Raw genomic sequence first — 20718 nt, 5'->3', positions numbered from 1 at the left:
CTTGTTGGCTACGTCCGTTGTAATCAGGAAATTTCATGGAAAATCAACCTAAGTTGAATAGCAGTAAAGAAGTTATCGCGTTTCTGGCCGAGCGTTTTCCTCACTGTTTTAGTGCGGAAGGCGAAGCTCGCCCGCTGAAAATTGGTATTTTTCAGGATCTGGTAGAGCGAGTTGGGGGCGAAATGAACCTCAGCAAAACGCAACTTCGTTCCGCTTTACGTCTTTATACTTCAAGCTGGCGTTACCTGTACGGCGTTAAGCCGGGCGCAACGCGCGTCGACCTTGATGGCAATCCGTGCGGCGAGCTGGAAGAACAGCATGTCGAACATGCGCGTAAGCAGCTTGAAGAAGCCAAAGCCCGTGTTCAGGCGCAGCGCGCAGAGCAGCAAGCGAAAAAACGCGAAGCTGCCGCGGCGGCTGGCGAAAAAGAAGACGCGCCGCGACGCGAGCGTAAACCTCGCCCGGTAGCGCGTCGTAAAGAAGGCGCTGAACGTAAACCTCGCGCTGATAAACCGACGACGAAAGCGCCGCGTGCGCCTCGCGAAGAGAAGCACACGCCGGTTTCTGATATTTCAGTATTGACCGTAGGGCAGTCCCTCAAGGTGAAAGCGGGTAATAATGCGATGGATGCCACCGTATTAGAAATCACCAAAGATGGTGTCCGTGTACAGCTGAATTCGGGTATGTCTTTGATTGTACGCGCAGAACACCTGGTGTTCTGAAACGGAGGCCAGGCCTGGCATGAACACTTTTTTTAGGCTTACCGCGTTAGCTGGCCTGCTTGCATTAGCAGGCCAGTCCTTCGCCGTGGAAGATATTACGCGTGCCGATCAAATTCCCGTATTAAAGGAAGAGACGCAACATGCGACGGTGAGCGAGCGCGTAACGTCGCGTTTTACCCGCTCCCATTATCGCCAGTTCGATCTGGATGAGGCATTTTCGGCAAAGATTTTTGATCGCTATCTGAATCTTCTCGACTATAGCCACAACGTTTTGTTGGCGAGCGATGTCGAGCAGTTTGCGAAAAAGAAAACCGTGTTGGGCGATGAGCTGCGCACGGGTAAGCTGGATGTTTTTTACGATCTTTATAACCTGGCGCAAAAGCGCCGGTTTGAACGTTACCAGTACGCGCTAAAAGTGCTGGAACGGCCAATGGATTTCACCGGAAACGATACGTTTAACCTGGACCGCAGTAAAGCGCCCTGGCCGAAAGATGAGGCTGAGCTAAATGCGCTGTGGGATGGTAAAGTGAAATTCGATGAGCTCAGTCTGAAACTCACCGGCAAGAGCGACAAAGAAATTCGCGAAACGCTGACGCGTCGCTACAAATTCGCTATTCGTCGCCTTGCGCAGACCAACAGTGAAGATGTGTTCTCGCTGGCGATGACCGCTTTTGCGCGTGAAATCGACCCGCATACGAATTATCTTTCTCCCCGCAATACCGAGCAGTTTAATACCGAAATGAGCCTGTCTCTGGAAGGTATCGGCGCGGTGCTGCAAATGGATGACGATTATACTGTCATTAACTCATTGGTCGCCGGCGGCCCGGCAGCGAAGAGTAAGTCGATTAGCGTCGGCGATCGTATCGTTGGCGTAGGGCAGGCCGGAAAACCGATGGTCGACGTCATTGGCTGGCGTCTTGACGATGTGGTGGCGCTGATCAAAGGGCCAAAAGGCAGCAAGGTCCGACTGGAAATACTGCCGGCTGGCAAAGGGACGAAAACGCGTATTATCACGCTGACGCGTGAACGGATTCGTCTTGAAGATCGCGCGGTTAAAATGTCGGTGAAAACCGTCGGCAAGGAAAAAGTTGGCGTACTGGATATTCCAGGCTTCTATGTTGGCTTGACCGATGATGTCAAAGTTCAGCTTCAGAAGCTGGAAAAACAGAACGTTAGCAGCATCGTTATCGATCTGCGTTCAAACGGCGGCGGGGCGCTGACGGAAGCCGTTTCGCTTTCCGGTCTGTTTATCCCTTCTGGTCCGATAGTTCAGGTGCGCGACAATAACGGCAAAGTGCGTGAGGATAGCGACACCGACGGCGTGGTCTACTACAAAGGCCCGCTGGTGGTGCTGGTCGATCGTTTCAGTGCCTCGGCATCGGAAATCTTTGCTGCCGCGATGCAGGATTATGGGCGCGCGCTGATTGTCGGTGAGCCGACCTTCGGTAAAGGGACGGTACAACAATATCGTTCGCTAAACCGAATTTACGATCAGATGCTTCGCCCGGAATGGCCTGCGCTGGGTTCGGTGCAGTACACCATTCAGAAGTTTTACCGTGTCAACGGCGGTAGTACGCAGCGTAAAGGGGTCACGCCGGATATCATCATGCCGACTGGCAATGAAGAGACGGAAACCGGAGAAAAATTTGAAGATAACGCCTTGCCGTGGGATAGCATTGATGCGGCGAAGTACGTGAAATCGGATGATTTGGCCCCGTTTGGCCCGGAATTATTGAAAGAACACAACGCGCGTATCGCCAAAGATCCTGAGTTCCAGTACATCATGAAGGATATCGCACGTTTCAATGCCATGAAGGATAAGCGCAACATTGTCTCTCTGAATTATGCGCAGCGTGAGAAAGAGAACAATGAAGAAGACGCTCTGCGTCTGGCGCGTATTAACGATCGGTTTAAACGTGAGGGTAAACCGTTGCTGAAGAAACTGGACGATCTGCCAAAGGATTACCAGGAGCCGGACCCGTACCTTGATGAAACGGTGAAGATTGCTCTGGATCTGGCGCATCTTGAAAAAGAAAAACCAGCGGAGCAGGCGGCTGCCAATAAGTAACGCTAAACAGGCACAAAAAATTGTGCCTGTTTTTTTTAACAAGCGCAGAAGTCGTCAGGATAATGCTACAAAATGTAAAGTTGTGTTTTTCTCGTGACTTACCGCCTGGTGATGCTTGAAAATAGCCATAAGACCCATACGATGTGGGTAATCGCATAGTGCGCTTTGTTAAATTGAGGTTAAAAGAAAATTATGATGCGAATCGCGCTCTTCCTGCTGACGAACCTGGCCGTGATGGTCGTTTTCGGGCTGGTTCTGAGCCTGACAGGGATACAGTCGAGCAGCGTGCAAGGCTTGCTGATCATGGCGCTGCTGTTTGGTTTTGGCGGTTCTTTTATTTCATTGCTGATGTCCAAATGGATGGCGTTAAAATCCGTAGGAGGGGAAGTTATTGAACAGCCTCGCAATGAAAGAGAACGCTGGTTGATGAACACCGTAGCAACGCAAGCGCGCCAGGCCGGTATCGCCATGCCGCAGGTTGCTATCTACCATGCGCCGGACATTAACGCGTTTGCGACGGGCGCACGCCGTGACGCCTCATTGGTCGCTGTGAGCACCGGTTTGTTGCAAAACATGAGCCCTGACGAAGCGGAAGCCGTCATTGCGCATGAAATCAGCCATATTGCCAATGGCGATATGGTGACGATGACGTTGATTCAGGGGGTGGTTAACACCTTCGTTATCTTTATTTCGCGCATTATCGCGCAAATTGCCGCTGGTTTTCTGGGCGGCAACCGTGATGAGGGCGAAGGAAGTAACGGTAATCCGCTAATCTATTTCGCCGTTGCGACGGTGCTGGAACTGGTCTTCGGTATTCTGGCGAGCATTATCACCATGTGGTTCTCCCGTTACCGTGAGTTTCATGCCGATGCGGGATCGGCGAAGCTGGTTGGCCGTGAAAAAATGATTGCCGCGTTGCAGCGCCTGAAAACCAGCTACGAGCCGCAAGAAGCGACCAGCATGATGGCGTTTTGTATTAACGGTAAATCGAAATCGTTAAGCGAGCTGTTTATGACGCACCCACCGCTGGATAAACGCATTGAAGCGCTGCGTAGCGGCGAGTACCTGAAATAATAAGCCCACTGGCAAGTATGAAAAGCGCGTCGAATGACGCGCTTTTTTTACGCCTGAACGCGTGGTTGCGTAATACGTAAACCGCTCACTACCGCCGCGAGAGTCGCCAGGATCGCCGCTGCGAGCAGCGAAAGATGCGTACCGCTATCGCCAAACTGGTTCAACATCAGCGCTACCAGCGCGGCGCCAGTACTTTGGCCTAACAGTCGCGCCGTGCCCAGCATCCCGCTGGCGCCACCGCTGCGCTCACGCGGCGCGGAAGTGATAATGGTGTGATTATTCGGCGACTGGAACAGGCCAAACCCTGCGCCGCAAAGGATCATCGGCCAGATAATATTCAGATCGGAGGGGGAGGCTGGCAACATGACCAGCGCAAACAACCCGGCTGCCATTATCACCATTCCCAGCGCCCCCAGCAAACCGGCATGAAGACGTTCTATCAGGTATCCCGCCAGCGGTGCCATCACCATCGTTGCCAGTGGCCAGGGCGTCAATAACAGGCCGGTTTCTACTTCGCTACGGCCCAGCACGGTTTGCAGATAAAAAGGTAGCGAGACCATGGCTAACATTTGCGCGCAGAACGAGCAAATTGACGTGCCGATCGAGAGTGAAAAAAGCGGAATGCGTAACAAGTCGATGGGTAACAAGGGGACGGGCAAAGAAAGCTGGCGGCGCACGAAGAAAAACCCGACCACGACCAGAACGAGCAGCTCTGCGCCAATCAACGTTAGCGACTGTCCCTGGGCAAATCCGCTCAATGCGGTAATCAGCAGGCCAAATGTGAGCGCATTCATTACCGCGCTCGGTAAGTCAAAGCGCGGTTTAGTGTCATGGGCGATGTTTGCTGGTAAAAAGCGTATGGCCAGAATTAACGCGATGATACCTAACGGGACATTAATCAGAAACAGCCATTTCCATGATGAGATGGACAAAATCGCCGCGGCGATTGTCGGACCCGCGGCGGAAGAGACTGCGACGATAAAAGAGTTAATTCCCATGCCTCGTCCCAGATGACGCTGGGGGTAGATAAGACGAATCAGCGCCGTGTTTACGCTCATTAGCGCCGCGCCGCCAAATCCCTGCGCGATGCGCGCCAGCGTCAGCATCTGCAGCGAGTCTGAAAGCGCGCAAAACAATGATGAAAGCAGAAATACCACTAAACCACATTTATAGATCCGGTGATAACCAAACATGTCGCCTAAAAAAGACAGGGAAAGCAGTGAGACGACAATGGCAATTTGGTACGCATTGACAATCCAGATAGAGCTGGCAGGGGAGGCATGTAAATCAGTCGCAATGGTTGGCAGCGCGACATTAGCGATTGCGCCATCCAGAACCGCCATCGAAATACCGATAATAATCGTCAGGATAGCGCCGTATCTCTGCGGGAGGGGCAGGCCATCGGCCCGTGTTTTTTCCATAAGTATTTTGTAATAAGGGGAATTATGAGCTGAATAATAATGTTAGCATTAATACTGAGTTGTTATGTCGCAGATTTGTAACGAAGTAAGCAAAGATGGATTGCGGGCGACCTGGCGTGAAATTATAATAAAAACTCGTTCTGAATTTTATAAAACGCTCGTAATGAGGTGATAAATGGCAAACGCAGATCTGGATAAGCAGCCTGATTCTGTATCTTCTGTGCTGAAAGTTTTCGGCATTCTGCAGGCGCTGGGTGAAGAGCGTGAAATAGGGATTACCGAGCTATCGCAGCGCGTCATGATGTCGAAAAGCACCGTTTATCGCTTTTTGCAAACCATGAAAACGCTGGGCTACGTGGCTCAGGAAGGGGAGTCTGAAAAATACTCTCTGACGCTAAAGCTGTTTGAGCTGGGCGCACGAGCTTTGCAAAATGTTGATCTCATCCGCAGTGCGGACATTCAGATGCGTGAACTGTCTCGTCTGACAAAAGAAACTATCCATCTTGGCGCGCTGGATGAAGACAGCATTGTCTATATCCATAAAATTGACTCTATGTACAATCTGCGGATGTACTCACGTATTGGGCGTCGTAATCCGCTGTACAGTACGGCCATCGGTAAAGTGCTTCTGGCCTGGCGCGACCGTGATGAGGTTAAGCAGATTCTCGACGGCGTTGAGTATAAGCAAAGCACGGGACGCACGATTACCAGCACTGAGGCGTTGCTGCCGCTGTTGGATGAAGTGCGTGCGCAAGGCTACGGTGAAGATAACGAAGAACAGGAAGAAGGGTTACGTTGTATCGGCGTACCGGTATTTGACCGTTTTGGCGTAGTCATCGCAGGGTTAAGCATTTCGTTCCCGACGCTGCGTTTTTCAGAAGAACGCCTACAGGAATATGTGGCTATGTTACACGCCGCCGCGCGTAAAATTTCTGAACAAATGGGTTACAACGATTATCCCTTCTAAGCAACGTTATTAGCATGACGTTAAAAAAAAGCAGCTACGAAAAATGTAGCTGCTTTTTTTATAACATCGGGTGGGATGAAATCGTAAAAGTAGATAATATCTGTCGGCTTATTTAACGGTTATTAAAATATTATTTAACAGTACTTATGAACAACAGCCAATATAGGGGAATTATTGGCGATAGTTTCACTGTGAAATTATTTATTGCCGCTTAGCCATTATCCACCACGGTGGCGATTTTTCTGAAAATGGGACAGTCGGAAAAGCCAATAATGCCGCTGTTGGTATGGAGATATTGCGCCGTGCTGGTGCCGCGTGCGGTCAGGTAATGGCACTGTAAACCCAGCCCCGCAGCGTTCACTTTACTTCCCACCAGGACGCCATAGCCGCTCATCAGCAGGCCTATCCACACCAGGGCAAACAATACAATTGCGCGAATGATCAAACGCATTACTACCTCTTTTCTTTTTTAGTTAGAATAAGAGTAGCGTGTACATTGATTGAAACAAGTGAATCATTCCTAAAAACATATAATGCCGCTACAGTTACTCCTGGTTTAAGTAATTCATGATAATTTAGCGACATAAGATGTAAGATCGGAGAGTGGAGTGAAAAAATTTCGATGGGTCGTCCTCGGCATCGTGGTGGTAGTATGCCTGTTGCTGTGGGCGCAGGTGTTTAATATCATGTGCGATCAGGATGTACAATTTTTCAGCGGTATTTGCGCCATCAATAAATTTATTCCCTGGTAAACGTTTTACACCAGAGATTTCCTTCCCGTGTAGCAGTGGTAGAATGACGTCTCTACATCGAGGTGGTGAAATGAACGACGTTTTAAACTCTGGTGCGTTTTCTCTTGCATCTTTAATAGTATCAATGGTGGTTCTGGTGGTGGGGCTGGCGCTCTGGTTCTTTGTCAACCGGGCAAGTTCCCGTGCCAACGAGCAGATAGAATTGCTCGAAGCGTTATTGGATCAACAGAAGCGGCAAAACGCGTTGTTACGCCGTCTTTGCGAAGCAAACGAACCAGAAAAAGAAGCGGAACCCGCAACAGCGGCAAGCGAACCAAAAGAGGATGAGGACATCATTCGTCTGGTTGCTGAACGATAATGCTTACCGGGGCGCAAATGGCGCCAGTGCCATACGCCCCATTTCCCCGTCGGATCACTCCGCGTTGCCGTTTGCAACTGATACTACGGCATCAACGCCTTACATAATGTATGGCTTTATATGCAACATAGTTTTATATGTATAACAAAAGGACATATGGCATTTTTGTGATACCGCTCATTCTCTATTAAAAGCGAAACGTTTCTCTCTCTTTATGGATTGTCATTGTTTGTTCATTATTTTAAGGCATTCTGTAAAGACGCAGAACATCACAAAAAGCGGTGTCGAAAATCGCTTTTCTTTTCTATTATTTTGATTAAAAGGTGTTTTTTATCATTGTGACAATTTATGCATAACTCAGCATAAAAAGTGATATGAAAAATACAGCTTTTAAATGTGATTTGATGCACTGGAAGAAGCGAAGTTATTGAGCTATGGTAGAAAAATGGCTTTTCAGCAGTGACGTTGTCAGGAGTCCGTCAGCGCGTGAGGATATATCTTTCGCAACTTTGTTGCATAAACGTGCTGTCAATTTGTGAAGGTTCTCGTAATTTGTGCGACGGATCGAGACACGTTTAAAAATGGCTTGCCATAATTAACGTTGTATGTGATAACAGGCTTTGGGTTAAACGAGGTACAGTTCTGTTCATGTGTGGCATTTTCATTTTCAGTAAAGAAGTCCTGAGTAAACACGTTGACGTTGAATACCGCTTCTCTGCCGAACCTTATATTAGTGCCTCAAGCAGTAATGTCTCAGTTTTATCTATGTTATGCCTACGGGCAAAGAAAACACTCTAAGGAATTTTGCAAATGGCAAAGATTAAAGGTCAAGTTAAGTGGTTCAACGAATCCAAAGGTTTTGGCTTCATTACTCCGGCTGACGGCAGCAAAGATGTGTTCGTACACTTCTCCGCTATCCAGGGCAATGGTTTCAAAACTCTGGCTGAAGGCCAGAACGTTGAGTTCGAAATTCAGGACGGCCAGAAAGGTCCGGCTGCTGTTAACGTAACAGCTATCTGATCGACACCACTGATTTGATGCGTTTGTCGCGTCAGCCTCAGATATAAAGCCTCGCTAAAAGCGGGGCTTTTTAATTCAATATCCTTCAAAATGTGTCTGGATGCGCTCTCGTTAGCGATTTGTTGCAAAGGCGCGATGTTATTAGCATTGTTTTTTCTGGTTTTTCCGGCCGTTTCCCGTTAAATCAATCACCTGAAAAATGATTCGGCTGGAGATCAGGTGAAAAAGAAAAGCGACGGCGATACCCGTAATTTTACGCCCATACGTTTTGCACTACTTTGCACTGCCATTCTGCTCAGTATGGCATTGTTGTTAGGGCGGGTGGCATGGCTGCAAATTGTTACGCCGTCGAAACTGGTGAAACAAGAAGATATGCGCTCGCTTCGTGAAGTGACCACGGCCTCTCCACGCGGCATGATCACCGACAGAGAAGGGCGGCCCTTAGCGGTGAGCGTTCCGGTTAATGCTGTCTGGGCCGATCCGAAGACTATCATAAGCAAAGGCGGCGTTGGCTACAATGAGCGCTGGCAGGCGCTGGCCAGCGCCCTGCATCTGTCGCTCAGTACGCTTGCGGAACGGGTAAACAGTAACCCGGCAGGCCGTTTTATCTACCTTGCGCGCCAGGTTTCACCCCAGCAAGCCGAATGGATAGATAAACTGAATCTACCGGGTATTAACCTGCGGGAAGAGTCGCGCCGTTTTTACCCTGCCGGACACGTAGCGGCCAATTTGATCGGCTTTACCAATATCGACGGGCAGGGAATAGAAGGTATTGAAAAGAGCTTTAACGCGCAACTGACGGGAAAACCGGGCTCCCGACTGGTGCGTAAAGATAAATTTGGTCACGTTATTGAGAACATTACGGAAGTGAATCCGGTTCCTGCTCATGAACTTCAGCTTAGCATTGATGAACGTCTGCAAACGGTTACCGAAGATGCGCTGGATAACGCAGTCATCTGGAACAAAGCGGAATCCGGCGCTGCCGTATTGATTAACATCCCAACGGGTGAAATTCTCTCAATGGCGAGCTACCCGGATTTCAACCCGAACAACCGTGAAGGCGCGCAGTTGGACGATTTTCGTAACCGCGCGATTAGCGATACTTTCGAACCCGGTTCTACTGTGAAGCCATTGGTCATTATGACTGCGTTACAGCAGGGCATCGTGCAGCCGGACAGCGTGATCGATACCCATCCTTTTACTCTTGATGGACACCGTATCCGCGACGTCGGTTACTACCCGGAACTGACATTAACCGGCATTTTGCAAAAATCCAGCGATACCGGCGTTTCTCACCTTTCTCTGGCGATGCCGGTGCAGAAATTAATGGATACTTATAAAAGCTTTGGTTTCGGCGTGCCTACCGGACTGGGTCTCACCGGAGAGAGCAGCGGGTTATTACCGAAACGCCGTTACTGGAGTGATTTAGATCGCGCTACCTTCGCTTTTGGCTATGGATTAATGGTGACGCCGCTGCAACTGGCGCATGTTTATGCCACGATTGGCAGCTTTGGTATCTACCGTCCGTTATCGATCACCAAAGTTGATCCGCCCGTGATCGGCACGCGGGTAATGCCGGAAGAACTGGTGCACGAGGTGGAACATATGATGGAGAGCGTTGCGTTGCCTGGCGGCGGCGGAACAAAAGCCGCAGTAAGAGACTACCGTATTGCGGTCAAAACCGGGACGGCGAAAAAAATTGGCGATGATGGTAAATACGTCGATAAGTATGTGGCATATACCGCAGGCGTCGCGCCGGCAAGTAACCCCAGATTTGCGCTGGTGGTGGTGATTAATAATCCGCAAAATGGGGCTTATTATGGCGGCGCGGTATCTGCGCCCGTATTCAGCCAGATCATGGGCGATGTGCTGCGGCTGGAAAATGTTGAGCCAGATGGTATGCCAGCCGATTCAGATCACCTTCTGGTGATGCATGGCAGCCACGTTGCGGTTCCGGGCTCGTAAAGGATTTTCCCGGGGCGCAATTCGCGTTACACTTGCGCCCTTTAGCGCCCCAGTCCGGAGTTGTCATGTCGTTTACCTGTCCGCTTTGCCATCAGCCGCTTACGCAGATTAATAACAGCGTTATATGTCCACAGCGCCATCAGTTTGATGTGGCGAAAGAGGGCTACATCAATCTGCTGCCGGTACAGCATAAACGTTCGCGCGATCCGGGCGACAGTGCCGAAATGATGCAGGCGCGGAGAGCGTTTCTTGATGCGGGCCATTATCAGCCGCTGCGCGATGCCGTGATTAACCTGTTGCGCGAGCGGCTGGATCAGTCGGCCACGGCGATTCTGGATATTGGCTGCGGCGAGGGGTATTACACTCACGCTTTTGCCGAGGCGTTGCCGGAAGTCACCACGTTTGGACTGGACGTTGCTAAAACGGCGATCAAAGCGGCGGCGAAGCGCTATTCGCAGGTGAAGTTTTGTGTGGCGTCAAGCCATCGACTGCCCTTTGCCGATGCGTCAATGGATGCGGTGATCAGAATCTATGCCCCGTGTAAGGCGCAGGAATTGGCGCGTGTGGTGAAACCTGGTGGTTGGGTCGTTACCGCCACGCCGGGGCCGCATCATCTGATGGAACTAAAAGGGCTCATTTATGATGAGGTGCGTTTACATGCGCCGTATACCGAGCAGCTCGACGGATTCACATTGCAGCAGAGTACCCGCCTTGCTTATCACATGCAGCTCACCGCCAAAGCGGCTGTAGCACTGTTGCAAATGACGCCATTTGCCTGGCGCGCCAGGCCAGAAGTGTGGGAACAACTGGCTGCCAGCACCGGACTTAGCTGCCAGACGGATTTCAACCTTCATCTCTGGCAGCGTAACCGTTAACCGTGAAAATGCGTCCAGAGGATCTGGACGCCAATTCCTATCAGTACGACCCCGCCGAGAATTTCAGCACGCTTACCCAGCATTGGGCCGATAAAGCGACCGATCATCATTCCGAGGGTGGACATGATAAGCGTGGCGCAACCGATAGCTAATGCGGTAGCGATGATGTTTACCTGCAAAAACGCCAGACCGACGCCAACCGCCATCGCATCGAGGCTGGTCGCGATAGCCGTCGTGACTAATAGCCAAAAGCTGTGGCGGCGTAACGGTGTTTCGTCTTCATCACTACCGCCGCGGATACCTTCGATGATCATGCGTCCGCCCAGAAAGATCAGCAGAACAAAGGCTATCCAGTGGTTCCACTCCAGAACGAATTTACTCGCCAATATCCCCAGCCCCCAGCCGATTAACGGGGTCAGCGTTTCAACCGCGCCAAAGATAAGGCCGGTACGCAACGCTTCTGAGAATTTGGGTTTATGTAGGGTGGCGCCTTTGCCAATTGATGCCGCGAAAGCATCCATCGACATGCCGAAAGCGAGAAGAACAGTAGCAGTAAAGTGCATGACAACGTCCTGACCGGGGTATCCATTAAACACATCACTGCCCCCAGCAAACATGCATGTCGCCGTTCTGTGACGAAATACACAGCAGTTGATGCGCCTATGGTCTCGCCTGACCAGCGGCGGCTGGTCCGTACGCGCCACGTTTTGCAACGAGTATGTTGACGCGTACATTTCCGGAGTCTGGAAATCGGCTACTCCCCAATTGACGGCGCAACATTAACATATTTTTAGAATATAAAACAACAGCGATAAAATATTATTTGTCTTCTAATTGAAAACGATTTTCATTTAGATTTATTCATCAATAAAACGTTAAATTAAATAACAATTGGTCAATAGAAAATATAGCCTTAGCTATATTATGATTCGAAATAAAATTCGAAAAACATAGTTGAGGCTATATCTTATGTTATTGATTTTCAATAAGAAGCTTATATATTTTTTCCAGATCGTCGATATTGCGTACACGGATAAGCAAGCGTCGTTGTTCTAATTGCATCACCAGTACGCCGTCCTCCGATAAATTCATCTCTTTAATACGGTTATATTCTATCCAGACATTGGCGAAGAAAAAGCCACGTTGTTTAAAGATGATCCGTGGCGTGCGGATCCAGAATATATAAAACCCCATTAACGCCAGCGCACTTAATAACCATGTGGTCATCTGCGCTCCGTGGCTGGTTACGTTGTTATAAATAAGGATGGCGACCAGCCCAACGAAGATAACGCTGTCTACGCGACCACGGCGAAGCAGGGCTATAGAAAGCAGCGTGGGGCCATTGCGACGGGGCATGATGAACTGATCGTAGAGAGCGTAAGCCAATAATGCGGCAATAAAGAGAATCAGCACCAGGTCCGTGATAGTCATTTATCCTCCAGAGAAATAAAAAAACGGGGCCGTTTGGCCCCGGTAGTGTACAACAGCCTTACTGGCCCAGCAGTCCTACGGAGTAGCCGGCGATACCAATGACGAAGAAGCCCACGATAATCCACAGCGGGTTAACTTTCTTACGCAGCAGCCACATACAGGCAAAGGTCAACAGTAGCGGAACCAGACCCGGCATCAGCTGGTCGAGAATGGTTTGCACGGTGGTAACGCGTGTCTGACCATCCTGACCGGTGATGGTGGAGACCACCAGCGGGATATTCACATGCGTCCACTTGTTAACCAATGCCCCCATGACAAACAGGCCGAGGATTGACGCCCCCTCAGTCAGTTTTTGCAGGAAGCCGCCGCCCATATCTTTAACGATATCGACGCCTTTGCGGTAGCCATAAGCCACGCCATAATAACGGGTCGCCAGACGCACCAGGTTAAACAGGATGAAAAACAGCAGCGGACCAAGCAGGCTGCCGCTCATTGCAATACCTGCGCCCAGCGCCGCGAATACCGGACGGACGGTACCCCAGAAGATAGGGTCGCCGACGCCTGCCAGCGGTCCCATCAGACCGACTTTGATACCGTTGATAGCACCATCGTCAATCTCTGCGCCGTTCGCACGCTTTTCTTCCATTGCCAGGGTCACGCCCAGTACCGGCGCCGCAACGTAAGGGTGGGTGTTAAAGAACTCTAGGTGACGTTTAATCGCCTGTTTACGCGCGTCATTATTCTCCGGATACAGGCGACGAATCGCTGGCACCATAGAGAAACAGAAGCCCAGCGCTTGCATACGTTCGAAGTTCCATGACCCCTGGAACAGGTTAGAACGAAGAAATACGCCGCGAATATCGCTCGGAGTGAGTTTTTTCTCGGTGGTAGTTTTAGTCATATCAACCATTTCGCTCACCTGTTAGTCCAGTTCGTTATCGAGATCGTTATTGCCAGCAGCCGCTGCAGGCGCGCCCGCTACACGGTTGTATTTCGGGCTCAGCTGGATGTAAAGAATAGCCATCACTGCGCCGATGACACCCAGTGCGACCAGGTTGAAGTTTGTGAAAGCCGCGGTGACGAAACCGAGGTAGAAGAACGGCATCAGGTAGCCTGCGCGCATCATGTTGATAACCATCGCATAACCAACCACGACGATCATGCCGCCGGCGATGTTCAGACCGCCTGTGACGACTTCAGGAATCGCATTCAGCATTCCCTGTACTTCGCTGGTGCCTACGGAGATGGCAACGATAACCGCCGGGATAGCGATACGCATTGCCTGCAGGAACAGAGAAGAAACGTGCAGCCAGGAGAGCGCCGTCAGGTTGCCGTTTTCAGCCGCCTTGTCCGCCGCGTGCTGGAATGCCACGGTGATGGTACGAACGATAATGGTCAGTACCTGGCCTGCCGCCGCCAGCGGAATCGCCAGCGCGATACCGGCGCCAATGCTTTGATGCCCGGCGATGACCAGAACGGTAGAGATGATGGACGCCAGTGCGGCATCAGGCGCAACGGCAGCACCGATGTTCATCCAGCCCAGAGCGATCATTTCCAGAGTACCGCCGATGATAATACCGGTTTTCATGTCCCCCAGAACGGCGCCGATTAAGGTACAGGCGATCAGCGGACGGTGGAACTGAAATTCATCAAGTACCGACTCCATACCTGCGATACATGCGACGATGAACACCAGCACAATCTGAAGAGTGGTAATCTCCATTGTACTTCTCCTATTGCTATCTTAAGTGTGAAAGCTAATTAAATGCCGGCGGTTATTTCGCCACTTTGGCAATTAAATCCATCATTTTCAGTTTCGGATCGGTGGAAACTTTACGCACCTCAAGCTCGATGCCGCGCTCGTTGAGCTTTTTAAAGGCTTCGATATCCTTTTCATCGACGGAAACGGCGTTGTTCACCTGCGTTTTACCTTGACGGTAGGCCATACCGCCAATGTTCACGGAGGTGACTTTCACGCCGCCCTCAACGATGCGCTCGACGTCGGTAGGATTGGTAAACAGAAGCATCACGCGTTCGCCAGCGTATTTCGGGTTATTGTAGACGCGAATCATCTTCGCGACGTCAACCACATGCGCCGTAACGCCCGGCGGCGCAACTTGCGTCAGCAGCGTTTTACGTACGGTATCCGCCGCCACTTCATCGCTCACAACAATAATACGGCTGACATTGGTCTCTTTGGTCCAGCGGGTAGCGACCTGACCGTGAATGAGACGGTCATCAATACGGGCAAGCCCGATAACCATATAATCATTCGGGCCCATCGGTTTTGCCGGCGTGGCCGCTTTTGGCGCGGCGGCGACTGGCGCTGGCGCGGCTTTTTCTACCGGTTTCGCTTTCAACGCTTTTACGCCTTCACGACCGGTTTCTACCGCCAGTGCGACCAGCTCGTCAAAGCTTGGATCGTCGTCACGAGCCATAAACGTTTCGACCAGCATCGGGATGTTGACGCCGGCAATAACTTCATAGCGCTCTTTATCGACGACAATGCGGCTGGCAGCATTAAACGGACTGCCTCCCCATGTATCAACGAGAAATAGCACGCCTTTACTGGTATCGAGTTTAGCCAACTGAGCGTTGTACTTTTCGATCAGCGTTTCGGCATTTTCGCCTGGAACGAAATCGATCCAGCCGACGTTTTCCTGCTCGCCTAACAGCATTTCGGCTGTTTTAAGTAACTGCTCTGCAGCCCAACCATGTGTGCCTATAACAATAGCAATGGTCACTTGCTACCTCCTTTATTATTGTCAACACATCAACTTGACAGATGTATTTTTTGAATCGCCGTCCGCAAGCGAATCGATTCAGATGAGGGTTACAACGAAAAACGCATGATTTTCGTGAATTATTTTAGATATCGAAAAAAATATTTTGTGTGATGGAGATCCGTAATTTTGTTTTCGATAATGAGAAATTTCGAAGTGTAAAATATCCCGGTTACATCTCTTTGCAAAGGAAGGTAAATCTTTGCCAAAAACCAGTTGTCTCTGTTATGTTTAGCTTCCGTTTAATTAGAATGGGGTATAGGGCAGCAGCCCGTTGTATGGATCGTCACCGACGTCATTTCACTCTTTGGCCGTTTTGCGCCTGTCAATCTGGCATATCTTGCCATAGCCTTACTTTGTTTATTGCGTTACCGCCTGCATCCTTTGAGATGTTGTGGGCGCCGTTTAGTCATTCCTTAAGCAGGAGCTTGTCATGGAATTATTAATGGATCCCTCAATTTGGGTGGGTTTACTCACGCTCGTCGTCCTGGAAATTGTCCTGGGTATCGATAACCTGGTCTTTATCGCGATCCTCGCCGATAAATTGCCGCCAAAGCAGCGTGACAAAGCGCGTCTTATCGGGCTCTCGCTGGCGCTGATTATGCGTCTGGCGCTGCTGTCCATTATTTCGTGGCTGGTGACCTTAACAAAGCCACTCTTTACCGTCTGGGATTTTACCTTCTCCGGCCGCGATTTAATTATGCTGCTGGGCGGTATATTCCTGCTGTTTAAAGCGACCACCGAGCTGCATGAACGTCTGGAAAACCGCGAGCATGACACCGGACACGGTAAAGGCTATGCGAGCTTCTGGGTGGTAGTCACGCAGATTGTCATCCTGGATGCGGTCTTCTCGCTGGACGCCGTGATTACGGCGGTAGGTATGGTAAACCATCTGCCGGTTATGATGGCGGCGGTGGTGATTGCGATGGCGGTGATGCTACTGGCGTCAAAACCGCTGACCCGTTTTGTCAACCAGCATCCGACGGTGGTGGTGCTCTGTCTGAGTTTCCTGCTGATGATCGGCCTGAGCCTGGTGGCGGAAGGGTTTGGTTTCCATATTCCGAAAGGCTACCTGTACGCGGCAATTGGTTTCTCGATCGTTATCGAGGTGTTTAACCAGATTGCGCGCCGCAACTTTATTCGTCATCAGTCCACGTTGCCGCTGCGCGCGCGTACTGCGGACGCTATCCTGCGTCTGATGGGCGGTAAACGTCAGGCGAGTACACAACATGAGACGGATAGCCCGGCCGCGATATCGGTGTCGGAAGGCGCCTTCGCCGAAGAAGAACGCTACATGATTAACGGCGTACTGACTCTGGCGTCGCGCTCCCTGCGCGGCATTATGACGCCGCGAGGCGAAATTAGTTGGGTGGATGCGAATCTCAGCGTAGCTGAAATCCGTCAGCAGTTACTCTCTTCTCCGCATAGCCTGTTCCCGGTATGTCGGGGCGAGCTGGATGAAATTATCGGTATCGTTCGGGCGAAAGAGTTGCTGGTGGCGCTGGAAGAGGGCGCGGACGTTGCGGCTATCGCCGCGTCTTCTCCGGCGATAGTGGTGCCGGAAACGCTTGATCCTATCAATCTGTTAGGCGTTTTGCGTCGCGCGCGCGGCAGTTTCGTTATCGTCACTAACGAGTTCGGCGTGGTGCAGGGGCTGGTTACGCCGCTGGATGTGCTGGAAGCGATTGCCGGTGAGTTCCCGGATGCCGATGAAACGCCGGAAATCGTTGCCGATGCCGAGGGCTGGATAGTGAAGGGCGGCACCGATCTTCATGCGCTACAGCAGGCGCTGGAAGTTGACCATCTGGTGAACGAAGAGGGCGATATTGCGACGGTCGCGGGGTTAGTGATCGCCGCTAATGGCCATATTCCTCGTGTAGGCGATGTCATTGATGTTCCGCCCCTGCGGATCACCATTGTCGAGGCCAACGACTATCGTGTCGATCTGGTTCGGATTGTTAAAGAACAGCCTGCCCACGACGAAGAGGAATAACGTCACACGCAGGAATCAAGTCTATAGATGCGGCATCGCGGACATAATCTGTCCGTTATGCCGGGCGGGCGGCGGCGCGCTGCCCGCCAGCCACTGTGGAAATTCGCTAATGGGCATCGGCTTCGCATAGAGATAGCCCTGTAACATTTGCACGCCATGCTGGCGCAAATGCTGTGCCTGCGTCTGGTTTTCGACCCCTTCCGCCACCAGTTCAATATTCAGTCTTTGCCCCAGCGCGATAATAATATCGGTCACCGTTGAATTGACCGCATCGGTACCGATGGCGGCGGTGAAGGATTTATCGATTTTCAAAATATCCGGCCGCAGTTTTTCCAGCCAGGAGAGCGAGCTGTTTCCTGTGCCAAAATCATCGATGGCTAACTTCACGCCTTTACGATGCAGCTCGCGCATCAGGCGGTAATCAACGTCAAGCAACGCGTCGCGTTCCGTGAGCTCCAGCACCAGTTGCTGAACAGGTTCCGCACTAAACCAGTACTGATTAAGATCCTTGAGAAGCACGCCGTGTCGGAAATGGCTTGCCGCCACATTGATGCCGATATGAAACTGATGGTTGATGGGGAAGTAGTGCCGCTGCCGAATGGTTTCCGCAATCACATAGCGGGTCAGCGGCGCTATCAGGTTATGCTCCTCGGCGATAGGAATAAAAACATCCGGTGAGATCCAGCCCTGGCGCGGGTTATTCCAGCGTAACAGGATCTCAACGCCGGTACACTGCTGCGTGCGGGCATTAAGCAACGGCTGACAAAATAGCTCAAACTCCCGTTCGGCAAGGGCCAGATTAATCTCCCAGGAAAAGCTCATTCTGCTGGCCGTTGCCAGCCAGGCGATATAACCGATCAACAGGCTAAGCAATACGGCCAGCGGTAACTGCGTCGGGAGATGTTTGAACGCCAGTACGCCTGCCGACGGCCCGCTGACGCTGATAGTAAAAGGGAAATGCCGCGATGAAAGCTGGTAACGCTCTTCATCTTTTTTTAATTCCGGAAGAGTATCGACCACGCCCCGACCATATAACAGGTGCCGTTTGCCGACCGTCAGGCTGGCGCTGGTAATTTGCGGCTGCTGCGGCTCAAGTAGCATAGTCGCCAGCAAGTCAATATTCACAATTTCCATCACGCCATCCTGGCCATCGGCAGAGGCGGGATACCACTGAATGAGGATCGGGCTTCCCTTGAGTAACGATTGGTCCGTGGAAAGTAGCAGCAGATCGCCAGCTGCGGGAAGATCGGGCTGAAGCTGGCGTATGGGAGTGTTACGGGCGCCAAAAATGCTTGAGCAGTAGAGAATTCCCTCTTTTACCAGCCCGATAGAACGAATGGTTTGCAGGCGGGCGGCTTGCTTACGCAACGGCAAATGCGCGGTCGCGCACGGAAGCTCAAGTAAGGGTAGCAGTATGTTTCGTCCGACCAGGAGAGGATGCAGCACATTATCCAGCGCATCAACGGCATGATTCGCGAATGCAACCGTGCGATGGTGATTTAAGTTCCGCTCCGAAATAAATCGGATGCTCAGCGTAAGAATGAGCGTGACCAGTGCACAAATCGTGCAAACAATGAAACGATTACGGCGATAATGATTGATGATCCGTTGTGCTGTTTGCATGCGGGCCGCCCAATAAGCGTTGGCGACAAAAGCCAACCGCGACACAGCAAGTGTAGTGGGGAAACGTGGAGTCGACGAGGAAGAGATAAAAATTTCGCCCATCCGTAGCAGATGGGCGAAGGGAGGGGAAACGGCGTTTAATCACACTGGACTTTAATAGCCAGCCCGCCGCGCGACGTTTCACGGTATTTGGCGTTCATGTCTTTTCCGGTCTCGTACATCGTTTCGATGACTTTATCCAACGAGACGCGCGGCGCGCTGGTTCGACGCATGGCCATACGCGCAGCGTTAATCGCTTTAACCGAAGCAATGGCGTTACGCTCGATACACGGCACCTGCACCTGACCGGCAACCGGGTCGCAGGTCAGCCCCAGGTTATGCTCCATGCCGATTTCAGCGGCAACGCAAACCTGTTCCGGGCTGGCGCCCAACAGTTCAGCAAGGCCTGCCGCCGCCATCGAACAGGCGACCCCGACTTCGCCCTGACAGCCGACTTCCGCGCCGGAAATAGACGCGTTCATCTTATACAGCGCGCCAATAGCACCTGCCGCCAGGAAGTAGCGGGTGTAAATATCCGGGCTGACAGACTCAATAAAATGGTCGTAGTAAGCCAGTACCGCAGGAACGATACCGCACGCGCCGTTGGTTGGCGCCGTCACGACGCGGCCGCCTGCGGCGTTCTCTTCGTTCACCGCCAGAGCAAACATGTTCACCCAGTCAATGACGTTCATCGGATCGTTGGAAAGCTTATCGCTGGAAACCAGCATACGACGCAGCGCAGAGGCGCGACGCGGTACGCGCAGCGGCCCCGGCAGCACGCCTTCGGTATTCATACCACGATCAATACAGGCCTGCATGGTCTGCCAGACGTGACCGAAATACTCTTCAATCTCTTTCTTGCTATGCAGCGCCAGTTCGTTTTGCATCACCATGCCGGAGAGTGAAAGGCCGGTGCTGTTGCAATACTCCAGCATTTCTTTCGCCGATTTAAACGGATAAGGTACAGTAACCTCATTCGTCGCTTCCTGGCCGAAATGCGCTTCATCAACGATAAAGCCGCCGCCGATGGAATAGTACGTCTTGCTATAAATGACCGTGTCGTCATGCCAGGCGTGGATCTGCATCCCGTTTTCATGCAGCGGCAAATTGCCGTTGTGAAAACGCATTCCGTCATCTTTCGGGAAGTCGACTTCGTGACGTCCCTGGGCCAGTAACAGACGCTCGCGCGTTTCGACGTCGCGAATAAAACCGGGGATACTATCAATATCCACGGTAGCGGGTTCATTACCCGCCAGACCCATAATAATGGCGATATCGGTATGGTGACCTTTCCCCGTCAGCGACAGCGAGCCGTAGACATCGACAGCGACGCGGGTAACGTTATCCAGTAATCCTTTTTCGACCAGGTCATCGACGAACTGTTTACCGGCCTTCATCGGGCCAACAGTGTGGGAAGAGGAGGGACCAATCCCTACCTTAAACATGTCGAATAGGCTAATCACGATAATACTCCTGACAGGGCAACCGGGGCTTCCGGTTACGATGTTATAACTGCGCATAGTGTAAGAGGGAACGCTGGCATCAGCTTAACTATTCACATGAATTAAACTAATGAATAACCGCGTTTTTACTAATATTGCGACAGTAATCTCAAGTCGTGTCTTGC

General features: G+C 51.3%; 21 protein-coding genes and 1 riboswitch. Of the genes, 12 read left to right on the top strand and 9 right to left on the bottom strand.

Annotation, left to right across the window (positions count from 1 at the left end; translation table 11 throughout):
• Window positions 1-35: 35 nt before the first annotated feature.
• From proQ to htpX, 3 genes are all read left to right on the top strand, one after another.
• The gene (gene proQ / locus OLG56_RS12530) at window positions 36-722 is read left to right on the top strand and encodes an RNA chaperone ProQ (protein ID WP_000431401.1); all 687 of its coding nucleotides are present in this window, start codon (window positions 36-38) and stop codon (window positions 720-722) included.
• Window positions 723-741: 19 nt separating this feature from the next.
• Window positions 742-2790 (top strand): carboxy terminal-processing peptidase, encoded by a 2049-nt coding sequence (prc, locus tag OLG56_RS12525; RefSeq protein ID WP_001091241.1) that lies wholly within the window; start codon window positions 742-744, stop codon window positions 2788-2790.
• 192 nt (window positions 2791-2982) lie between these two features.
• A complete protein-coding gene (gene htpX / locus OLG56_RS12520; protein ID WP_000984498.1) occupies window positions 2983-3864 on the top strand; it encodes a protease HtpX in 882 nt (293 codons plus the stop codon).
• Window positions 3865-3911: 47 nt separating this feature from the next.
• Here the strand turns inward: htpX and OLG56_RS12515 are convergent, their stop codons facing one another.
• The gene (locus OLG56_RS12515) at window positions 3912-5285 is read right to left on the bottom strand and encodes an MFS transporter (protein ID WP_000416128.1); all 1374 of its coding nucleotides are present in this window, start codon (window positions 5283-5285) and stop codon (window positions 3912-3914) included.
• 175 nt (window positions 5286-5460) lie between these two features.
• On the opposite strand from OLG56_RS12515, the gene kdgR reads away from it, so the two are divergent.
• The gene (gene kdgR, locus OLG56_RS12510) at window positions 5461-6252 is read left to right on the top strand and encodes a DNA-binding transcriptional regulator KdgR (RefSeq protein WP_001262195.1); all 792 of its coding nucleotides are present in this window, start codon (window positions 5461-5463) and stop codon (window positions 6250-6252) included.
• A gap of 211 nt (window positions 6253-6463) precedes the next feature.
• Here the strand turns inward: kdgR and yobH are convergent, their stop codons facing one another.
• On the bottom strand, window positions 6464-6703 hold the full coding sequence (gene yobH / locus OLG56_RS12505; protein ID WP_001236780.1) for an invasion protein YobH: 240 nt from the start codon (window positions 6701-6703) through the stop codon (window positions 6464-6466).
• A gap of 157 nt (window positions 6704-6860) precedes the next feature.
• Between yobH and mgrB the strand changes: the two genes are divergently transcribed.
• The 6 genes from mgrB to rlmA all read left to right on the top strand — a co-directional run bounded on the left by mgrB (window position 6861) and on the right by rlmA (window position 11222).
• Window positions 6861-7004 carry a PhoP/PhoQ regulatory lipoprotein MgrB gene (mgrB, locus tag OLG56_RS12500; RefSeq protein ID WP_000714547.1) on the top strand — a complete coding sequence of 48 codons (144 nt, stop codon included), beginning with the start codon at window positions 6861-6863 and terminating at the stop codon, window positions 7002-7004.
• Between the two features lie 70 nt (window positions 7005-7074).
• Window positions 7075-7362, top strand: a complete 288-nt coding sequence (locus tag OLG56_RS12495; protein ID WP_001000660.1) for a YebO family protein — start codon at window positions 7075-7077, stop codon at window positions 7360-7362.
• A gap of 648 nt (window positions 7363-8010) precedes the next feature.
• Window positions 8011-8160, top strand: a complete 150-nt coding sequence (locus OLG56_RS12490; RefSeq protein WP_061377498.1) for a DUF2627 domain-containing protein — start codon at window positions 8011-8013, stop codon at window positions 8158-8160.
• Between the two features lie 12 nt (window positions 8161-8172).
• The gene (gene cspE, locus OLG56_RS12485; protein WP_001062678.1) at window positions 8173-8382 is read left to right on the top strand and encodes a transcription antiterminator/RNA stability regulator CspE; all 210 of its coding nucleotides are present in this window, start codon (window positions 8173-8175) and stop codon (window positions 8380-8382) included.
• A gap of 219 nt (window positions 8383-8601) precedes the next feature.
• Entirely contained in the window at window positions 8602-10347 is a 1746-nt protein-coding gene (gene ftsI2, locus OLG56_RS12480; protein WP_000730322.1) for a peptidoglycan DD-transpeptidase FtsI2/PBP3(PARA), read from the top strand.
• Between the two features lie 65 nt (window positions 10348-10412).
• Window positions 10413-11222, top strand: a complete 810-nt coding sequence (gene rlmA, locus OLG56_RS12475; RefSeq protein ID WP_061377497.1) for a 23S rRNA (guanine(745)-N(1))-methyltransferase — start codon at window positions 10413-10415, stop codon at window positions 11220-11222.
• Here rlmA and mntP read toward each other — a convergent pair.
• The 5 genes from mntP to manX all read right to left on the bottom strand — a co-directional run bounded on the left by mntP (window position 11219) and on the right by manX (window position 15397).
• Window positions 11219-11785, bottom strand: a complete 567-nt coding sequence (gene mntP / locus OLG56_RS12470; RefSeq protein ID WP_001518359.1) for a manganese efflux pump MntP — start codon at window positions 11783-11785, stop codon at window positions 11219-11221. The genes rlmA and mntP overlap by 4 nt on opposite strands.
• A 111-nt stretch (window positions 11786-11896) precedes the next feature.
• A riboswitch (yybP-ykoY riboswitch) is annotated at window positions 11897-11998 on the bottom strand.
• Window positions 11999-12194: 196 nt separating this feature from the next.
• A complete protein-coding gene (locus OLG56_RS12465; RefSeq protein ID WP_000156280.1) occupies window positions 12195-12653 on the bottom strand; it encodes a DUF986 family protein in 459 nt (152 codons plus the stop codon).
• 58 nt (window positions 12654-12711) lie between these two features.
• Complete coding sequence (locus OLG56_RS12460; RefSeq protein WP_001518647.1) at window positions 12712-13563, bottom strand: PTS mannose transporter subunit IID; 852 nt, start codon at window positions 13561-13563, stop codon at window positions 12712-12714.
• 12 nt (window positions 13564-13575) lie between these two features.
• Window positions 13576-14376: a PTS mannose transporter subunit IIC gene (gene manY / locus OLG56_RS12455; RefSeq protein WP_000406918.1), complete on the bottom strand. Its 801-nt coding sequence runs from the start codon at window positions 14374-14376 to the stop codon at window positions 13576-13578.
• 52 nt (window positions 14377-14428) lie between these two features.
• Window positions 14429-15397, bottom strand: a complete 969-nt coding sequence (gene manX / locus OLG56_RS12450) for a PTS mannose transporter subunit IIAB (protein WP_000150523.1) — start codon at window positions 15395-15397, stop codon at window positions 14429-14431.
• 152 nt (window positions 15398-15549) lie between these two features.
• On the opposite strand from manX, the gene OLG56_RS22340 reads away from it, so the two are divergent.
• Window positions 15550-15882 carry a protein YoaL gene (locus tag OLG56_RS22340; RefSeq protein ID WP_011233029.1) on the top strand — a complete coding sequence of 111 codons (333 nt, stop codon included), beginning with the start codon at window positions 15550-15552 and terminating at the stop codon, window positions 15880-15882.
• Entirely contained in the window at window positions 15870-17429 is a 1560-nt protein-coding gene (gene yoaE / locus OLG56_RS12445) for a CNNM family cation transport protein YoaE (RefSeq protein WP_000421815.1), read from the top strand. The genes OLG56_RS22340 and yoaE overlap by 13 nt, the downstream gene beginning before the upstream one ends.
• 21 nt (window positions 17430-17450) lie before the next feature.
• Here yoaE and pdeD read toward each other — a convergent pair whose 3' ends face one another.
• Window positions 17451-19052 (bottom strand): cyclic di-3',5'-guanosine monophosphate phosphodiesterase PdeD, encoded by a 1602-nt coding sequence (gene pdeD / locus OLG56_RS12440; protein ID WP_001192519.1) that lies wholly within the window; start codon window positions 19050-19052, stop codon window positions 17451-17453.
• 137 nt (window positions 19053-19189) lie between these two features.
• Window positions 19190-20554, bottom strand: coding sequence for an L-serine ammonia-lyase (gene sdaA / locus OLG56_RS12435; protein ID WP_000624273.1), 1365 nt, complete (start codon window positions 20552-20554; stop codon window positions 19190-19192).
• Between the last annotated feature and the right edge of the window lie 164 nt (window positions 20555-20718).

It is taken from the genome of Salmonella sp. 2018103 (genome assembly GCF_026247685.1).
Lineage (GTDB): Bacteria > Pseudomonadota > Gammaproteobacteria > Enterobacterales > Enterobacteriaceae > Salmonella > Salmonella enterica.
Note: the sequence above shows the minus strand (reverse complement) of the source record. Positions and strands in the feature narration are given on the sequence as shown.